Source organism: [Mycobacterium] manitobense (genome assembly GCF_025821665.1).
GTDB lineage: Bacteria > Actinomycetota > Actinomycetes > Mycobacteriales > Mycobacteriaceae > Mycobacterium > Mycobacterium arseniciresistens.
Window position 1 is genome coordinate 13,212 of record NZ_JACKSJ010000128.1, and the last position, 16,205, is coordinate 29,416.

Annotated in this window: 17 protein-coding genes; 10 read left to right on the forward strand and 7 right to left on the reverse strand. The window is 69.1% G+C overall.

Translation table 11 applies throughout. The features are described 5' to 3' along the window. The first annotated feature begins 11 nt into the window (after positions 1-11). The 3 genes from H7I41_RS15965 to H7I41_RS15975 are packed head-to-tail and all read left to right on the forward strand — an operon-like array spanning position 12 to position 2,045. On the forward strand, positions 12-422 hold the full coding sequence (locus H7I41_RS15965; protein ID WP_264013581.1) for a rhodanese-like domain-containing protein: 411 nt from the start codon (positions 12-14) through the stop codon (positions 420-422). Beyond that, complete coding sequence (locus tag H7I41_RS15970) at positions 419-1,657, forward strand: O-succinylhomoserine sulfhydrylase (protein ID WP_264013582.1); 1,239 nt, start codon at positions 419-421, stop codon at positions 1,655-1,657. The genes H7I41_RS15965 and H7I41_RS15970 overlap by 4 nt, the downstream gene beginning before the upstream one ends. 1 nt (position 1,658) lies before the next feature. Continuing rightward, on the forward strand, positions 1,659-2,045 hold the full coding sequence (locus tag H7I41_RS15975; RefSeq protein ID WP_264013583.1) for a hypothetical protein: 387 nt from the start codon (positions 1,659-1,661) through the stop codon (positions 2,043-2,045). Here the strand turns inward: H7I41_RS15975 and H7I41_RS15980 are convergent. The 5 genes from H7I41_RS15980 to H7I41_RS16000 all read right to left on the reverse strand — a co-directional run bounded on the left by H7I41_RS15980 (position 2,042) and on the right by H7I41_RS16000 (position 8,051). Continuing rightward, positions 2,042-2,821 (reverse strand): triose-phosphate isomerase family protein, encoded by a 780-nt coding sequence (locus H7I41_RS15980; protein ID WP_264013584.1) that lies wholly within the window; start codon positions 2,819-2,821, stop codon positions 2,042-2,044. The genes H7I41_RS15975 and H7I41_RS15980 overlap by 4 nt on opposite strands. Next, a complete protein-coding gene (locus H7I41_RS15985) occupies positions 2,818-3,771 on the reverse strand; it encodes a sugar phosphate isomerase/epimerase family protein (protein ID WP_264013585.1) in 954 nt (317 codons plus the stop codon). The genes H7I41_RS15980 and H7I41_RS15985 overlap by 4 nt, the downstream gene beginning before the upstream one ends. Before the next feature lie 73 nt (positions 3,772-3,844). Then, positions 3,845-5,194: an MFS transporter gene (locus tag H7I41_RS15990; protein ID WP_264013586.1), complete on the reverse strand. Its 1,350-nt coding sequence runs from the start codon at positions 5,192-5,194 to the stop codon at positions 3,845-3,847. A gap of 173 nt (positions 5,195-5,367) precedes the next feature. Then, the gene (locus H7I41_RS15995; protein WP_264013587.1) at positions 5,368-6,318 is read right to left on the reverse strand and encodes a 3-hydroxyacyl-CoA dehydrogenase family protein; all 951 of its coding nucleotides are present in this window, start codon (positions 6,316-6,318) and stop codon (positions 5,368-5,370) included. A 5-nt stretch (positions 6,319-6,323) separates the two neighbouring features. Further along, positions 6,324-8,051 carry a dihydroxyacetone kinase family protein gene (locus H7I41_RS16000; RefSeq protein ID WP_264013588.1) on the reverse strand — a complete coding sequence of 576 codons (1,728 nt, stop codon included), beginning with the start codon at positions 8,049-8,051 and terminating at the stop codon, positions 6,324-6,326. 193 nt (positions 8,052-8,244) lie between these two features. Here H7I41_RS16000 and H7I41_RS16005 point away from each other — a divergent pair, with 193 nt between their 5' ends. Then, positions 8,245-8,889 carry a GntR family transcriptional regulator gene (locus tag H7I41_RS16005; protein WP_264013589.1) on the forward strand — a complete coding sequence of 215 codons (645 nt, stop codon included), beginning with the start codon at positions 8,245-8,247 and terminating at the stop codon, positions 8,887-8,889. An 80-nt stretch (positions 8,890-8,969) separates the two neighbouring features. Here the strand turns inward: H7I41_RS16005 and H7I41_RS16010 are convergent, their stop codons facing one another. After that, positions 8,970-9,833: an SDR family oxidoreductase gene (locus tag H7I41_RS16010; RefSeq protein WP_264013590.1), complete on the reverse strand. Its 864-nt coding sequence runs from the start codon at positions 9,831-9,833 to the stop codon at positions 8,970-8,972. 160 nt (positions 9,834-9,993) lie between these two features. On the opposite strand from H7I41_RS16010, the gene H7I41_RS16015 reads away from it, so the two are divergent. The 5 genes from H7I41_RS16015 to H7I41_RS16035 are packed head-to-tail and all read left to right on the forward strand — an operon-like array spanning position 9,994 to position 14,392. Continuing rightward, complete coding sequence (locus tag H7I41_RS16015) at positions 9,994-10,500, forward strand: GNAT family N-acetyltransferase (RefSeq protein WP_264013591.1); 507 nt, start codon at positions 9,994-9,996, stop codon at positions 10,498-10,500. Then, a complete protein-coding gene (locus tag H7I41_RS16020; RefSeq protein ID WP_264013592.1) occupies positions 10,497-11,603 on the forward strand; it encodes an LLM class flavin-dependent oxidoreductase in 1,107 nt (368 codons plus the stop codon). The genes H7I41_RS16015 and H7I41_RS16020 overlap by 4 nt, the downstream gene beginning before the upstream one ends. Further along, a complete protein-coding gene (locus H7I41_RS16025) occupies positions 11,600-12,718 on the forward strand; it encodes an LLM class flavin-dependent oxidoreductase (RefSeq protein WP_264013593.1) in 1,119 nt (372 codons plus the stop codon). Before H7I41_RS16020 ends, H7I41_RS16025 begins: the two co-directional genes overlap by 4 nt. After that, positions 12,715-14,061, forward strand: a complete 1,347-nt coding sequence (locus tag H7I41_RS16030) for an NtaA/DmoA family FMN-dependent monooxygenase (protein WP_264013594.1) — start codon at positions 12,715-12,717, stop codon at positions 14,059-14,061. The genes H7I41_RS16025 and H7I41_RS16030 overlap by 4 nt, the downstream gene beginning before the upstream one ends. Positions 14,062-14,098: 37 nt before the next feature. Continuing rightward, the gene (locus H7I41_RS16035; protein ID WP_264013595.1) at positions 14,099-14,392 is read left to right on the forward strand and encodes a hypothetical protein; all 294 of its coding nucleotides are present in this window, start codon (positions 14,099-14,101) and stop codon (positions 14,390-14,392) included. Between the two features lie 11 nt (positions 14,393-14,403). On the opposite strand, the gene H7I41_RS16040 is transcribed toward H7I41_RS16035, so the two are convergent. Continuing rightward, on the reverse strand, positions 14,404-15,138 hold the full coding sequence (locus tag H7I41_RS16040) for an MBL fold metallo-hydrolase (protein WP_264013596.1): 735 nt from the start codon (positions 15,136-15,138) through the stop codon (positions 14,404-14,406). Between the two features lie 56 nt (positions 15,139-15,194). Here H7I41_RS16040 and fgd point away from each other — a divergent pair, with 56 nt between their 5' ends. Further along, the gene (fgd, locus tag H7I41_RS16045) at positions 15,195-16,196 is read left to right on the forward strand and encodes a glucose-6-phosphate dehydrogenase (coenzyme-F420) (protein ID WP_264013610.1); all 1,002 of its coding nucleotides are present in this window, start codon (positions 15,195-15,197) and stop codon (positions 16,194-16,196) included. The last annotated feature ends 9 nt before the right edge of the window (positions 16,197-16,205 follow it).

Here is a 16,205-nt window from a genome sequence, read left to right on the forward strand (position 1 = left end):
GACTCGCGGCCGTGAGCTACGCCGGAGACATCACGCCTGAGGAGGCGTGGAAGGTCCTCAACGACAACCCCGACGCGGTGCTGGTGGACTGTCGCACCGACGCGGAGTGGAAGTTCGTCGGCGTGCCCGATCTGTCGTCGCTGCAGCGCGATGTGATCTTCATCGAGTGGAACCGCGTCGACGGCTCGCACAACGAAGACTTCGTCGCCGACCTGCAGTCGGCCGGGGTGTCCGGCGAGCGGCCGGTGGTGTTCCTGTGCCGGTCCGGCAACCGGTCCATCGGCGCCGCCGAGGCCGCCACCGAGGCCGGCATCGGCCCGTCGTACAACGTGCTCGACGGCTTCGAGGGCAACCTCGACGAGCATCGCCGGCGCGGGAGCACCGGCTGGAAGGCCGTCGGCCTGCCCTGGGTCCAGTCGTGAGCTCGCCCGACCCCCAGGACGCGGTCCCGTCCGTCCGCATCCCTGCGCCCCTGCCCGACGGCGTCAGCCAGGCCACCATCGGAGTGCGCGGCGGCCTGCTCCGGTCGGGCTTCGACGAGACCGCCGAGGCGCTCTACCTCACGTCCGGCTACGTCTACGACAGCGCCGCGTCCGCAGAGAAGGCGTTCACCGGCGAGATCGACCGGTACGTGTACTCGCGGTACGGCAACCCGACCATCTCGATGTTCGAGGAGCGGCTGCGGCTCATCGAGGACGCGCCCGCGTGCTTCGCGACGGCCACCGGGATGGCGGCCGTGTTCACGTCGCTTGGCGCGCTGCTGGGCGCCGGTGACCGATTGGTGGCGGCCCGCAGCCTGTTCGGCTCGTGCTTCGTGGTGTGCAGTGAGATCCTGCCGCGCTGGGGCATCGAGACCGTGTTCGTCGACGGCGACGACCTCGCGCAGTGGGAGGAGGCGCTCTCGGTTCCCACCCAGGCGGTGTTCTTCGAGACGCCGTCCAATCCGATGCAGTCGCTGGTCGACATCGCCGCGGTGTCGGAGCTCGCGCACGCCGCGGGCGCGAAGGTGGTGCTGGACAACGTGTTCGCGACACCGCTTCTGCAGCAGGGCTTCCCGCTCGGTGTCGACGTGGTGGTCTATTCGGGGACCAAGCACATCGACGGTCAGGGCCGGGTGCTCGGCGGGGCGATCCTGGGCGACAAGGAGTACATCGACGGCCCGGTGCAGAAGCTGATGCGCCACACCGGCCCGGCGATCAGCGCGTTCAACGCCTGGACCCTGCTCAAGGGGCTGGAGACGCTCGCGGTGCGGGTGGACTACTCCAACCGTTCCGCGCACCGAATCGCGGAGTTCCTCGAGCAGAACTCCTCGGTGTCGTGGGTGCGCTACCCGTTCCTGGAGTCCCATCCCCAGTACGACCTGGCCAAGCGGCAGATGACCGGCGGCGGCACCGTGGTCACCTTCGCACTCGACGCGCCCGAGGGCCGCGCCAAGGAGCGCGCGTTCGAGGTGCTCGACAAGCTGTCGCTGATCGACATCTCCAACAACCTGGGCGACGCCAAATCGTTGATCACCCATCCCGCCACCACCACGCACCGGGCGATGGGCCCGGAGGGCCGGGCTGCCATCGGCCTCGGCGACGGGGTGGTGCGCGTCTCCGTCGGCCTCGAGGGCACCGAGGACCTGATCGCCGACCTGGACCGGGCGCTGGGCTGACGTGTCCCGGCGGACGGAGGCGAAGAAGGCCCGCAGGCGCAAACGCCGCACCGTCCGCGAGGAACGGCGGTTGGGTGGCGAGGTGTTGAGCCTCGAAGCCGTCGACGAGGTGCTCACCGACCGCGGGTGGGAGTTCGACGTCGAGAACTCCACCGACGACATCGCGACGTGGTTCTTCCCGCCGTCCGGAGTCGAGATGATCGGCGACACAGTCGAATCCGTGACGAGGATTTGGCTCGGCGCCGACGACGAGGACACCTGGCACGTGATCTTCGTCGGCGCGGGCGCGGAATCGGTGGACTACGTGTTCACCGCCGACTCGCTGCTGGAGAACCTCGAGGCGATCGAGGAGCACCGCCACGGCGATCCGGCGCCGGGGTTCGACTAGGGGCGGGCCGAGACCTCGTCGAGGATCGAGACGACGGCAGCGGGATCGTGTGCGCGGCGCCCCAGGAACAGTCCGTCGACCGCGTCGCCCAACCGGCTCAGCAGTCCGGGGCCGGCGCTTCCGCCGTAGACGACCCGGCTTCCGGTTGCGGTGGGTTCGCCTGCCAGCCAGCCGCTGATGGCCCGGCACACCCGCTGGATGTGGTCGACGGGCGCGGGTTCGCCGGCCCCGATGGCCCATTGCGGTTCGTAGGCGACCACCATCGATGCCGGCATGCTCGCGGCGGCAGCGGCGTCGACCACCACGTTCACATCGCGGATGCACGACCGTGCCGCCTGCTCGGCTGTCGTGCGCTTCGGTTCCCCCACGCACACCACCGGGGTGAGGCCGTTACGCAGCGCGGCGACGGCTTTCGACGCGACGATGCGGTCGGACTCCCCGAAGATCCTGCGGCGTTCCGCATGCCCGATCTCGGCGTAGGCGCATCCCATCTCCGAGAGCATCGACCCGCTGACCTCACCGGTGAAGGCACCGGCGTCCTCCCAGAAGAGGTCCTGGGCCCCGACGTCGACACGGCGGCCGGCGAAGATGTCCACACAGCGGGGGATCGCGGGGAAGCTGGGCAGCACGAACAACCGTGCCAATCCGTCCGCCAGCACAGGGTGCTCATCGGCGATCCCCGCGATCCGTTCGCACCAGCGGGTGGTCTGGTGGTACCCCATGTACATCTTCAGACTGATCCCGATGGTGGCCGGGCGGTGCGCTGCAGCGGTCACGACCCCGGAGCGCGCCTGGGAAGGATGCGCCGCAGGTACTCCCGGTTGGTCGCGCTGACGCTGAGCCCGTCCCCGCCGTAATGCTCGGTGCAGAAGGCGCCACGGAAGCCGCCGTCGACCGCCATCCGTACCGCTTTGCGGTAGTTGATGACTCCCAGCTCCAACGGGGCGGGCGCGGTGACGATGGCGCCGCTGGTGCCGTCCTCGGTGCGGAAGTAGTTCTTCACGTGCCAGTAGTTCACGTACGGCAGTGTCTTCTCGGCCATCGCCTCCCAGCGCTCCACGGGCCGGTGCAGGCGCTGCAGGTTGCCCAGGTCCGGATTGAGGCCGACGGCGGGATGGTCGACGTCGCGGACGAACCGCACCGAATCGTCCGCCGATCCGAGGTAGGTGTCCTCGTACATCTCCAGCGATATGGCGATCCCGACTTGGGCGGCGTGTTCCCCGAGTTCACGGATGCGGCGAACGGCAAGCCTCCTGTCGTCGGGGTCCTCGGAGTCGATGGGCCCCTGGACGGTCCAGAACCACAGCGCATCCCGCTGAGCAGGCGTGAGGGCGCGGAAGAATCCGAAGGACACGATGGAGGCACCCATCGCCGCGGCGGTATCGATCACCCGATGCCCGTAGTCCAGGTAGTCCTCGCCGAAGTCCGGGTCGACGACGCTGCGCCGTGCCGTGGAGATCGCCGGGATGCTCAGGCCGGCGCTCTTCACCACGTCCTGGAACTCCTGCAGCCGTTCAGGACTGAGGTCGGCGACCCGGAGCCAGGAATCGGTGGGATCGAGCTCGGTGAATCCGGCATCGGCGACTTCCTCGAGCGTGGCGGCCCACTGCTGCGCGCTCTGGTCCTGGGTGGTGGTCCCGTCGGGGAGCGTCGAAGGGAAATTGATCATCGCCGCGGCGATGGGCCAGTTCTCGTTGGTCAGCGGTTCGGTCTCGGCGACGGTCATGCGATCTCTTCCATGGCAGGGTCTGTGAAATGGGGGTCCGGCGAGGGCGCTGCCGGTCTCGCGGGTGAACCGCTCAATCGAGCAGCTCGTCGGCCTTGACGCGGAATCTGCGGGTGTAGAACAGCATTCCTGCGGCGACGATGGGCAGTACTCCCAGCGCGTAGATGCCGGCAGATCCAGCGGCGTCGTTGACGATGGCGTTGACCTTGGTGCGCAGGATGGGTGCGATGAATCCGCCGAGGTTGCCCAGCGAGTTGATCAGACCGATCCCCGCTGCGGCCGCCGCACCGGTGAGGAACGCCGTGGGGTAGGACCAGACGATGGGGCCGACCCCGAGGAAGCTGCAGACCGCCAAGGTGATGAAGATCAATCCCAGCACCGGCTGGTGATACGTGCCCGCCCACGCGGAACCGAAGATGCACAGCCCGGTGGAGATGAACAGCAGGGTGCCCCAGGTGCGTCGCCGCCGGATGGTGTTGGCGGACCGCCCGATCAGGTAGCACGCGAAGATGCCGAAGAACCAGGGAACCGCCACCAGGAGACCGACCTTCAGTCCGACCTTGGTCCCGGTGAGGTCGGACACCTGCGCGGGCAGATAGAAGGTGACTCCGTAGACGGCGACCTGCATGCAGAAGTAGATGGTGGTGAAGTACCAGACCTTTCCGTTCTTCATGGCGTTCCACACACCACTCGGTCCGGTCTCGTCCTTGACGGTGTCCTCCTGCGCCATCACCTCTTTCAAGGCCGCCTTCTCCTCAGCGGAGAGGAACTTGGCCTGCTCGGGGCCGTTGATGAGGAAGACGAAGGCGGCGATTCCGGCGGCGACGGCCAAGAGTCCCTCGACCGCGAACATGACCTGCCAGCCGTGCACGCCCGGCATCTGGTCACCGATGTTGATCAGCCAGCCGGACAGCGGCGCACCCAGCATCTGGGAGACCGGCTGGGCCAGGTAGAAGATGGCGAACATCTTGACCCGCACCTTGTTCGGGAACCAGGCGGCCAGGAACATGATCACACCGGGGAACAGGCCGGCTTCGGTGACGCCGAGCAGGAACCGCAGTGCGATGAACGTGTTCGGGCCCTGCACGAACGCGAAGCACGCTGAGACGATGCCCCAGGTGATCGCGATCCGGGCCAGCCAGAACTTCGCGCCGACCCGATTCAGGATCAGGTTGCTGGGGATCTCGAAGATGGCGTAGCCGATGAAGAAGATGCCCGCGCCGAGGGCGTAGGCGCCTGCGGACACTCCCCGGTCCACCTCGAGCGCGTCCGCCGCGAAGCCGACGTTCGTGCGGTCGAGGAACGAGACGATGTAGAGGATGACGAGCATGGGCATCAACCGGCGCGAGGCCTTCGAGATCGCCGAGGCGAGAACCGGATCGCGCAAGAGTTCCTTGCTCGCGCTCAAGTCTATCGTTGACATGACTGCTCCTGTCGATGGTGCTGCAACGCAGAGGGTTTGGTGATTCGGATCGGAACTGCCGTCAGGTGAGGATCAGAGCCACTCCCACCAGGCAGATGATCAGGCCGGCGGTGAGGTAGAGGAGTCGCTCGCGCGTCCATCTCGTCGGGTGGTCAGCGGGCATGCGGGTACTCCTAGTTGAGTGGCGCGGGGCCGAGGTCGTCGAGCAGCTTCTGCATCAGGACGTAGGCCTTGTTGCGGTATGCGATGAGCTCAGGGATGCGTTCGGCCGGGACGTTGAGAAACCCTTCGCCGGTCTTCGTCCCGAGCTTGCCTGCCGAGACCAGTTCACTGAGGATCCGCGGCGTCGAGAAGCGCTCCGGGAAACCGGTCTGCAGCGACCGGTAACAGAAGTCGTACACGTCGAGGCCGGCCATGTCCGCGATGGCGAACGGGCCGAAGAACGGCAGCCGGAAGCCGAAGGTGGTGCGCACCAGGGTGTCGATGTCCTCCGCGGTCGCCGTGCCGTCCTCGACCAGCTGCGTCGCCTCGTGAAACAGGGCGTACTGCAGGCGGTTCAGCACGAAGCCGGTGACATCTTTGACCTGAGCCGTCGATTTTCCCGAGTCGTGGATGAGTTGACGCGCCCGGGTGACGACGCTCTCGTCGGTACCGGCGTGCGGGATGATCTCGACTCCGGGAATGAACGGCGACGGGTTGCTGAAGTGCACGCCGAGGAATCGGCCGGGATGGGTGACCGCGTCGGCCATGTCGCCGATGGAGATGGTCGAGGTGTTGGAGCCGATGATCGCGTCCGGCTTTGCGGCGGCGCTGATCTGGCGCAGGATGTCGTGCTTGACGGTCAGGATCTCGGGCACCGCCTCTTCGATGAAGTCGGCATCCGCCACCGCCTCGGCCAGCGATGCGGCGGGCCAGAGGTTCGCCTCCAATGTGGCCGTGGCGTCGTCGGGGAACAGGCCGTCGGCCACGAACTCCTTCGATTCGGCGATCAACCGGTGGTAGTTCTTCTCGGCGACCTCGGCGCTGACGTCGGCGAGCGCGACGCGGGCGCCCGCGAGGCCGAAGACCTGCGCGATGCCCCCGCCCATGTAACCCGAGCCGATCACCGCGATATGCGTCGTCATGGTCGTCATCGCTCACTTTCACTGAGGTTGTCGATGCGAGAGCCGATCTCGGCCACCGCCTGGGCTATCACGGCGAACGACATGGCGCCGGGGTCGGGATGTCCGAGGCTCTTCTCCGCCAGCGGCCGTGCGCGGCCGAGCCTCGGTATCAGTTCCGCTGTGGCGTCGGCGCCGCGCCTGGCCGCGGCTGCAGCCTTCAGCAGCGCCTGGCCGAGCTGCGCATCGCCGTCCAGTTCCTCGGACAGCACGTCGGCGAACGGGGCGAGCGCGTCGACCATCGTCTTGTCACCGACCGCGGCGCCTCCTAATTCCGTCACCGCCGACGCGAAGGCACGCACGGCCGCGGCGGCGTCGGCCGCGGAATAGGCGTCCCGGTTGCCCAGGGCGTTTCCGGCCTGGATAAGGCCGGTGCCCCAGAGCGCACCCGACGTGCCCCCGGCCCTCTCGCTCCACGCTTCACCAGCACTGATGAGGATGTCGCGGACGCCGGTTCCGGTGGCGGCCCTCGCCGCCGCAAGTGCTGCGTCGGCTCCGCGTCGCATCCCGATCCCGTGATCACCGTCGCCGGCGACGGAATCGAGCTTGCCCCAGGCGGCTTCGCTTCCGGCGACCACGGCGCTGATCTTCTCGAGCACATCCACCGCGAGGCGGCCGACCCTTATAGCCTCCTCGGTGCCCGGGTCGGCTGCGGTGGCCGCGCGGGGCCGGCGAGCGTTGTGTCGCCGGGCTTTCCGGGTACCGGGCACCTTGCGGTAGGCGGGCGAGTCGGCCGGTGCGGACCAGTACTCGGCCAGTTCGTCGTCGGGCCAAAACAGGGTGAGGGACAGGCCCGGCATGTCCAGGCTGGTGACCAGCTCACCGCACTCCGGTTCGACGACGCGCAGTCCCTCGTCGACGAGATTCTTCTCGATCTTCCCGTAGAGCAGGAACAACTCGTCGTACTTCACGGTGCCCAGTCCGTTGACGATGGGCACCACAGCGGTCCCCGCGTCGGTGGGTCGCTCGGTGAGCAGCCGACGGACCAACAGCGCCGCCAGATCGGATGCGGTGGGTAGTTCCAGGTCGGATATGCCGGGTTCGCCGTGGATACCCAACCCGAGAGACACTTTCCCGGCCGGGACGGAGAAGAGTGGCGACGAATCGCCGGGCAACGTGCAACCGCCGAATGCGATACCGAGAGAACGCGTGCGGTCATTGGCTTTTCGGGCCAGCCGTTCGACCTCGTCGATGTCCTTGCCCGCCTCGGCTGCTGCGCCGGCGACCTTGAAGACAGTCAGGTCACCCGCCACGCCGCGGCGCTTGTGCTGCTGCTCGATCGGAGCGCTGGCGACGTCGTCGGTGACCCGTACGGTGCGGGCGTCCATTCCCTCACCCCGCAGCCGCAGTTCGGTCTGGCTGAAATGCATCACATCGCCGGCGTAATTGCCGTAGCAGAACAGGACACCGCCGCCGGCGTCCGCGGCCTTCGCCACCCGGTAGATCTGACCGGCCGAGGGTGACGCGAAGATGTTCCCGCAGGCCGCCGCGGTGGCCAGGCCTGTGCCCACGAGGCCCGCGAAGGCGGGGTAGTGGCCCGAGCCGCCACCGACGACCACGGCGACCTGACCCGGCGGGACCTCGGTCGCGCGGATGACGCCGCCGTCGAGGCGGTCCACATACCGGCGGTTGGCCGCGACGAAGCCGTCCAACGCGTCATCGGCGAACGCTGCCGGGTCGTCGTAGATCGAAGTCACGGTTCCTCTTCGCCGGGGATCGCATCCGCATGTCGAGGTGAGACCTGTGTCCCGCCGACCGCTCGATGAGACGCGGATCACTCAATTTCCTATAGGATCGAGGATCGACGATCTTGAGGAGCCTGTCAAGGATTTCCTATAGGATCTTTTCGTGGCCCCCGAAGGCGTCGCTTCTCGTCCAGTCCGACAGGTCTTGACCGACCATGTCTACGACCGGCTGCTGGAGTTGCTGATGGACGGCCGATACGAGCCCAACGCGGCGCTGAGCATCGACGGCATCGCCCGCGAACTCGACGTCTCCGCGACGCCCGTCCGTGAGGCACTCGCGCGTCTCGAGGTGACCGGCCTCGTGGTCCGGGTCGCCTTACGCGGGTATCGCGTCGCGCCGTTGCTCAGCACCGCCGAACTCGCCGAGCTGATGGACGCCCGGCTGATCATCGAGCCCGTCAACGCTTCCCGGGCCTGCGAACGGGCGACGCCCGCGCTGATCGAGGCGCTCGATCGATCGATCGACGACCTGCGCACCGCACCGCGGGGCCACGAGTTCGCCAAGTACCGGGACTACTGGCAGGCCGACATGCGGTTCCACGAACTCATCGCCGAAGGCGCGGGCAACCGGTTCCTGCTGATGGCATACAACTGTCTGGGCGGTTCGGTGCAACGATTCCGGCTCTTCACCGGCTTGGGCGTCACCGACGCCGAGTACGCCATCAACGAGCACACCGCCATCCTGGCCGCGTTCCGGGACGGTTCGCCGGAGAAGGCGCGGCAGGCGATGGTCAATCACCTGCACGGTGTGAAGAACCGCGGGTTCCAGGACGTCGTCGACCACGGCTGAGCGCCGCGCCCTGGGCCGAATGTGAATCGTGGGCGAGATTTCGGGCCGATTTCCGCCCAGGTTTCACAGTCGGCGTTCGACTAGCTCGAACCGCCGCCCTCGACCACGCCCTGCGCGGCCTGCGCGCGCTGCTCGTAGCTCTGCCGCTTGGTGGTGTCGAACTCCAGGAACACGTTGTCCAGGCCGAGCTTGCGATTCATCCAGCGGCGGCCACGCGGGCCGAGCAACTGGGCGGCCTGCGCGGTGAACCGCAGGAACGGCGGCACCGCCACGTGGGTCTTCGGCTTGTCCAGCGTCTTGACGATTGCGGCCGCGATGTCTTCGGGCTCAACCGGTTTGGTGCCGATGGTCTCGCGGGTGCCCGAGATGAGATCGGTGTTGGTGAACGGCGGCATGACCACCGAGACGTGCACGCCGTGCGGGGCCATCTCGTCGGACAGCGCCGCCGAGAGGCCGACGACGCCGAACTTGGCGCCGACGTAGACGACCTGACCGGGTACCGGGATCACACCGGACAGCGAGGCGATGTTGATGATGTGGCCGCGGCGGCGGGCGATCATGTCGGGCAGCGCCAGCTGGCAGCCGGCGATCACGCCGTACAGGTTGACCTCGATCGACGACCGGATCGACTGCTCGGACTGGTCCAGGAACGGCCCGATCGGCATCACGCCCGCGTTGTTGATCAGCACGTCGATGTGGCCGCCGCCGTCGGTGCGCGCCTTGTCGAGGAACGTCGCGAACGACTCGCGGTCGGTGACGTCGAGCGGGTAGCCCGACACCTGGCCGAGCTTGGTCAGTTGCGCCACCGCCGACTCCTGCAGAGCGACGTCACGGTCACCGATCACCACGCGGGCGCCGCGAGCCAGCAGGGCCTTGGCGGTGGCATAACCGATACCGCGGGCGGCGCCGGTGATCGCGATGGTCTTGCCCCGGATGTTGTCCATGGCGACGAACTTTACACGTGTCAAGTTTTGATCGGAAGTGGGTGGGCGTCCAGGGTGAGTACCTCGCATTTCGGGCGCCGTCTGCGGGGATTTTCGATCACGATGAGCAGATGTGCGGCGGCGGAATGCACTCCGCTGCCGCGCGTTGGACAGTGAGGTGATGACCGTGTCGACAGTGACGCCACTGCGCTTCGTGGCCGTGGACCAGGACGATCCGCTGGCCGCGCCGCTGCTCGCGGAGCTCGCGACGGAGTACGCCGAACGCTACGGCGGCACGCCCGACGCGGTGGCCCGCTGGCTGAGGTCCTACCCGGCCGCGGAGTTCACGCCGCCCGACGGCGCGATGCTGGTCGGGCTCCAGGACGGGATCCCGGTGACCGGTGGTGCGTACCGCCGCTTCGGTGTCGTGGACGGGGTCGCCACCGCCGAGCTCAAGCGGATCTGGACCGACAGTGGCCACCGCAGGCGCGGCCACGCCCGCGCGCTGCTGGCGGCCCTCGAGTCCGGGATCGCCGCCGCCGGCTACGGCCGCGTCTACCTCACCACCGGCGACCGGCAACCCGAGGCCGAAGCCCTGTACGAGGCGGCCGGCTACACCCGGCTGGCCGAGCCGCTGCCCGCCGAGGGCGAGGTCTATCCCGTCGCGTTCGAGAAGGCACTCCGATGACCGGGCATCTGCACGTCGGGGTGGCGCTGGACGGCTACGGCTGGAACCCGCACGCCTGGCGCCACACACCGGAGCTGCCGTCAGTGCTCGGCGGCCGGTACTGGGCCGGACTGGCCGCCACCGCCGAGCGCGGTCTGCTCGACTTCCTCACCATCGACGATTCCCTGATGCCCCAGCCGGGACGGGGACAGCGCATCGACCCGCACCGGCCCGCCGGCCGCGCCGACGCCGTGCTGGTGACCGCGCGCATCGCCGCCGCAACCCGCCACATCGGCCTGATCCCCGTCGCGACGGTCACCCACACCGAGCCGTTCCACGTCTCGAAGGCCATCGCCACCCTCGACTTCGTCTCACACGGCCGGGCCGGCTGGCAACCGCGGGTCAGCGCCGCCGCGCACGAGGCGGCACTGTTCGGCAGGCGGTCGTGGGCCGGCGCCGACGATCCGTCGTTCGTCGACGGCCTGTTCGACGAGGCCGCCGACGCGGTGGAGGTGGTGCGCAGGCTGTGGGACTCCTGGGAGGACGACGCCGTCATCCGCGACGTGGCGTCCGGCCGCTACGTAGACCGGGACAAGCTGCACTACATCGACTTCACCGGCCGGCACTTCTCGGTGAAGGGCCCGTCGATCACACCGCGGCCACCGCAGGGGCAACCTGTGGTCGCGGCGCTCGCCCATGCGCCGCGGGTGTACGAGTTCGCTGCGCGCAGTGCCGATCTGGTGTTCATCACGCCCGCCGACAACGCCGCGGTGCCCACCCTGCTCGACGAGGTCGCGACCGCGGGCGGCACCGATCTCAAGGTGTACGCCGACCTCGTGGTCTCGCTCACCGGTGACACCGACTTCCGTTCCGACGCAGCGATATTCGGCGGCAGCGCCGATGAACTGACGGACCTGCTGCTGTCCTGGCACGACCTCGGGGTCGACGGCGTCCGGCTGCGCCCGGCCGTGCACGCCACCGACCTGCCCGGCATCGTCGACGAGGTGGTGCCCCGCCTGCAGCGCGCGGGCCGCTTCCGCACCGGCTATGCCGACGAGACGCTGCGCAGCCGGCTCGCACTCCCGGTGGCCGACAACCGATACGCCGCGGTGCGTGCGTCATGACCGTTCCGCTGTCCGTGCTCGACCTGTCGCCGATCCCCGAGGGCGGTGACGCGGCGACCGCACTGCGCAACACCGTCGACCTGGCCCGGCACGCCGAGCAGTGGGGGTTCCGGCGGTATTGGGTCGCCGAGCACCACTTCGTGGCGGTGGCCAGTTCGTCGCCCGCCGTGCTGATCGGCCAGATCGCCGCGGCCACCGACCGGATCCGGGTCGGATCGGCAGCCGTCCAGGTCGGTCAGACCACGGCGATCGCGGTGGCGGAGAGCTTCGGCACGCTCGACGCCTTCCACCCCGGCCGCATCGACCTCGGGTTGGGCCGATCGGGTCAGCGGCGCCGCGACGCGGCCGGGCAACCGGCGCAGGAGAAGCCCGAGCCGCGAAGCGACTGGCTCGACGTCGACGGTGTGGTGGTGCCGCCGCCGTTCGACACGCGCGCACTGCTGACCAAGCCGCGCTTCACCGCCCGGATGGCGGCGCTGCAGCAACCCGGCGCGGAGTCACCCGACTTCGCCGAGCAGGTCGACGACATCCTGGCGATGCTCGCGGGCAGCTACCGCGTCGGCGACGTCGAGGCGCACGCGGTTCCCGGCGAGGGCGCGGGCCTGACGCCGTGGGTGTTCGGCAGCAGCAGGGGCCAGAGCGCCCAGGTGGCCGGCGCCCGCGGGCTGCCGTTCGTCGCCAGCTACCACATCACCCCGGCGACGGCGCTGGAGGCGGTCGACGCCTACCGCGACGCGTTCACCCCGTCGGCGTGGCTGGCCGAACCCTATGTGGTGGTCTCGGCCGACGTGCTGGTCGCCGACGACTCCGAGACCGCGCACCGGCTGGCGGCCGGCTACGGGCACTGGGTGTACTCGATCCGCGCCGGCGACGGCGCGGTGCCGTACCCGGATTCCGCGCGGTGCACTCAGCTGACCGACGAGCAGCGCGCCGTGGTCGCCGACCGGATCGCCACGCAGTTCGTCGGCGACGCCGACGAGGTCGCCGCCCGGCTGGCAGCTCTGCAGCGGGTCACCGCCGCCGACGAACTGGTGGTCACGTCGGTCACCCACCGCCACGAGGACCGGCTGCGGTCCCACGAGTTGCTCGCCAAGCGCTGGGGACTGGGCGGATGAGCGCACGGAACGGCAAGCACCGCAAACCCATTCACCTCGCCGCGCACTTCCCGGGGGTCAACAACACCACGGTGTGGACCGATCCCGACTCGGGCAGCCAGATCGAGTTCGACTCGTTCGTCCACCTGGCCCGCACCGCCGAACGCGGGCTGTTCGACTTCTTCTTCCTGGCCGAGGGGCTGCGCCTGCGCGAGCATCGCGGCCTCATCCACGACCTCGACGTGGTCGGCAGGCCGGACACCTTCACCGTGCTGGCGGCGCTCGCCGGTGTGACCGATCGGCTCGGCCTGGTCGGCACCATCAACACCACCTTCAACGAACCCTTCGAGGTGGCACGGCAGTTCGCATCGCTGGATCACCTGTCCGACGGGCGGGCCGGCTGGAACATGGTGACGTCGTCGGACGCGTTCACCGGCGAGAACTTCCGTCGCGGCGGCTATCTCGACCACGCCGACCGCTATCGCCGCGCCGCCGAGTTCATCACGGTGGCCCGCGAGTTCTGGCGGAGCTGGGCGCCCGGTGCGGTGGTCGCCGACCGGGACACCGGCGTCTACGTCGACCCGGCCGCGATCCGCGAGATCAGTTATCAGGGAACGCAGTTCGATGTGCGGGGCGTCGCGACGCTGCCCGCGGGCCCGCAGGGGGAGCCGCTGCTGTTGCAGGCCGGCGACTCCGCAGACGGCCGCGAGTTCGGCGCGCAGCACGCCGACGCGCTGTTCACCCTGCACTCCGCGCTGGATGCGGGGCAGCGCTACTACGCCGACGTCAAGGCCCGCGCGGTCGCCGCGGGCCGGGACCCCGACCGGCTCAAGGTCTTCCCAGCCGCCACCTTCGTGCTCGGCGACACCGCCGCGGAAGCCGCCGACCGGGCACGCCACATCCGCCTGCAACAGGTCAGCGGCCCCACCGCGATCGCCATGCTGGAGCAGGTGTGGCAGCGCGACCTGTCGCACTACGACCCGGACGGCCCGCTGCCCGACGTCGAACCCGCCGACGACCCGACGCTGACCCAGGGTCGGGTGCGACACGCCGACCCGAAGGCGATGGCCGCCGGCTGGCGTGAGCGCGCCGAGGCCGAGAAGCTCTCGATCCGCGAACTGGTCATCGCCGTCACCAACCGGCAGCAGTTCGTCGGGACCCCGGCCGCGGTGGCCGACGAGATCGATCTGCACGTGCAGTCCGACGCGTGCGACGGGTTCATCCTGGTGCCGCATCTGACGCCGCACGGCCTCGACGAGTTCGTCGACCGCGTGGTGCCGCTCCTGCAGGAGCGCGGGGCGTTCCGCACCGAGTACCGCGGCCACACCCTGCGCGAGCATCTGGGGCTGCCCGCCGGCGGATAGGCTGTACGGCACGCGAGACCCGTGGGGGTGGTCAAGGGTGTCTCAGGCGGCCGTGGGATGGCTGATGCTGGCGGCGGCGATGTTCCTGCTGGCCGGCGGTCTTGCGCTGCGGTCGTTCGTCGGCCGACGCGCCGACCGCAGCGCGCTCGGCCGGATGCTGCGGCGGCTCCGGACCACCCGCTTCGGCCGGCTGTTCTTCGGCCCGGTGCACGGCGACGCGCTCGAGCCCGAGGAACTCGACCAGATGATCCTGATGCCGACGATCATCGTCTCCTGCGGGATCTGCCTGTCGGCGCTGTTCCTGCTCGGCTACGTGCTGCTGGCCCCCTGACCGCTTCGTGCTCAGCGGGGCCGCGCCTGCTCGACCAGGTCGTGGATAGGGCCGCGCCACACCGGGCCGTGGCCGGGCAGCAGCACCTCGGTCTCGAGCAGGCCGAGCGCGGCGAGGCTGCGCACACAGCCCTCCTGATCGTGGTTGAACATGTCGGGCAGCAACTGGGGCCGGTCGCGGCGCAGCAGCGGGTGGCCGGTCACCAGAGCGTCGCCGCTGACGAGCACGCCGTCCACCACGAAGGAACAGTGACCGCCGGTGTGGCCCGGTGTCGGGACGGCCCGCGGCGCACCCGGCAGATCCGCGGCGACCTCGTCGGTCAGGGCCTGCGCGGTCGGGATGCCGTCACGCACCATGCCGCCCCTGCGGGTGATCGCCACCGTCCAGGACAGCCACCGCGGCTGCCAGATGTGCTGCGCGACCTTGGCCGGCGAAACCTGTTCGAGGTAGTCCCTCCTGGCGTGGCCCACCTCGTCGGCGTGGCAGAACACCGGGATGCCATGGTCTTTCGCCAGCCCGATGGCCGATCCGAAGTGGTCGACGTGGGCGTGGGTCAGCAGGAACGCCCGGATGTCGTCGACCCCGAAACCGGCGTCGCGCACCGACTGCAGCACCTCGCCGCGCTGCCCCGGAAAGCCGGCGTCGATCACCAGCACACCGTCGGGACCCGTCACCACCGTCCAGTTCACCAGCTCGGTGCGGGCGAAGTACACGTGCTCGGTGATCTGCGTCAGCGCCGCCGCCATCCCGCGAGTCTAGGCAAGAGAGTAGAAACGAACGCGTGGCTGAAACCAAACATGGACTGAAACTGGGCTACAAGGCGTCGGCGGAGCAGTTCGCGCCGCGCGAGCTCGTCGAACTGGCCGTGGCCGCCGAGGCGCACGGCATGGACAGCGCCACGGTCAGCGACCACTTCCAGCCGTGGCGGCACGAGGGCGGCCACGCGCCGTTCTCCCTGGCGTGGATGACCGCCGTCGGTGAGCGCACCAAGACACTCCAGCTGGGCACCTCCGTGCTGACACCGACGTTCCGCTACAACCCGGCGGTGATCGCACAGGCGTTCGCCACGATGGCGTGCCTGTACCCGGACCGCATCTTCCTCGGAGTCGGCACCGGAGAAGCGCTCAACGAGATCGCCACCGGCTACGAGGGCGAATGGCCGGAGTTCAAGGAACGGTTCGCGCGCCTTCGCGAGTCGGTGAAGCTGATGCGCGAGCTGTGGCTGGGTGACCGCGTCGACTTCGACGGCGAGTACTACCGCACCAAGGGCGCCTCGATCTACGACGTGCCCGAGGGCGGGGTGCCGGTGTACATCGCCGCGGGCGGCCCGGTGGTGGCCAAGTACGCCGGCCGCGCGGGCGACGGCTTCATCTGTACCTCCGGCAAGGGCGAGGAGCTGTACAAGGACAAGCTGATCCCCGCCGTCTCAGAAGGTGCAGCGGGGGCGGGCAGATCGGCCGGCGACATCGACCGGATGATCGAGATCAAGATCTCCTACGACACCGATCCCGAACTGGCGCTGGAGAACACCCGCTTCTGGGCGCCGCTGTCGCTGACCGCGGAGCAGAAGCACAGCATCGACGACCCGATCGAGATGGAGAAGGCCGCCGACGAGCTGCCCATCGAGCAGGTCGCCAAGCGCTGGATCGTCGCCTCCGACCCCGACGAGGCCGTCGAGAAGGTGAAGGACTACGTCGACTGGGGCCTCAACCACCTGGTGTTCCACGCACCGGGGCACGACCAGAGGCGATTCCTCGAGCTGTTCCAGCGCGACCTGGAACCGCGCCTGCGCCGGCTGGGCTGATCCGCCGCG

Excerpts from the sequence above, each read along its gene's own strand:
- H7I41_RS15985 (WP_264013585.1), bottom strand. The coding sequence starts at position 3,771 with ATGACCGTCGCCGAGACCGAACCGCTGACCAACGAGAACTGGCCCATC.
- H7I41_RS15990 (WP_264013586.1), bottom strand. The coding sequence starts at position 5,194 with ATGTCAACGATAGACTTGAGCGCGAGCAAGGAACTCTTGCGCGATCCG.
- H7I41_RS15995 (WP_264013587.1), bottom strand. The coding sequence starts at position 6,318 with ATGACGACGCATATCGCGGTGATCGGCTCGGGTTACATGGGCGGGGGC.
- H7I41_RS16010 (WP_264013590.1), bottom strand. The coding sequence starts at position 9,833 with ATGGACAACATCCGGGGCAAGACCATCGCGATCACCGGCGCCGCCCGC.
- H7I41_RS16015 (WP_264013591.1), top strand. The coding sequence starts at position 9,994 with ATGACCGTGTCGACAGTGACGCCACTGCGCTTCGTGGCCGTGGACCAG.
- H7I41_RS16020 (WP_264013592.1), top strand. The coding sequence starts at position 10,497 with ATGACCGGGCATCTGCACGTCGGGGTGGCGCTGGACGGCTACGGCTGG.
- H7I41_RS16025 (WP_264013593.1), top strand. The coding sequence starts at position 11,600 with ATGACCGTTCCGCTGTCCGTGCTCGACCTGTCGCCGATCCCCGAGGGC.
- H7I41_RS16030 (WP_264013594.1), top strand. The coding sequence starts at position 12,715 with ATGAGCGCACGGAACGGCAAGCACCGCAAACCCATTCACCTCGCCGCG.
- H7I41_RS16040 (WP_264013596.1), bottom strand. The coding sequence starts at position 15,138 with ATGGCGGCGGCGCTGACGCAGATCACCGAGCACGTGTACTTCGCCCGC.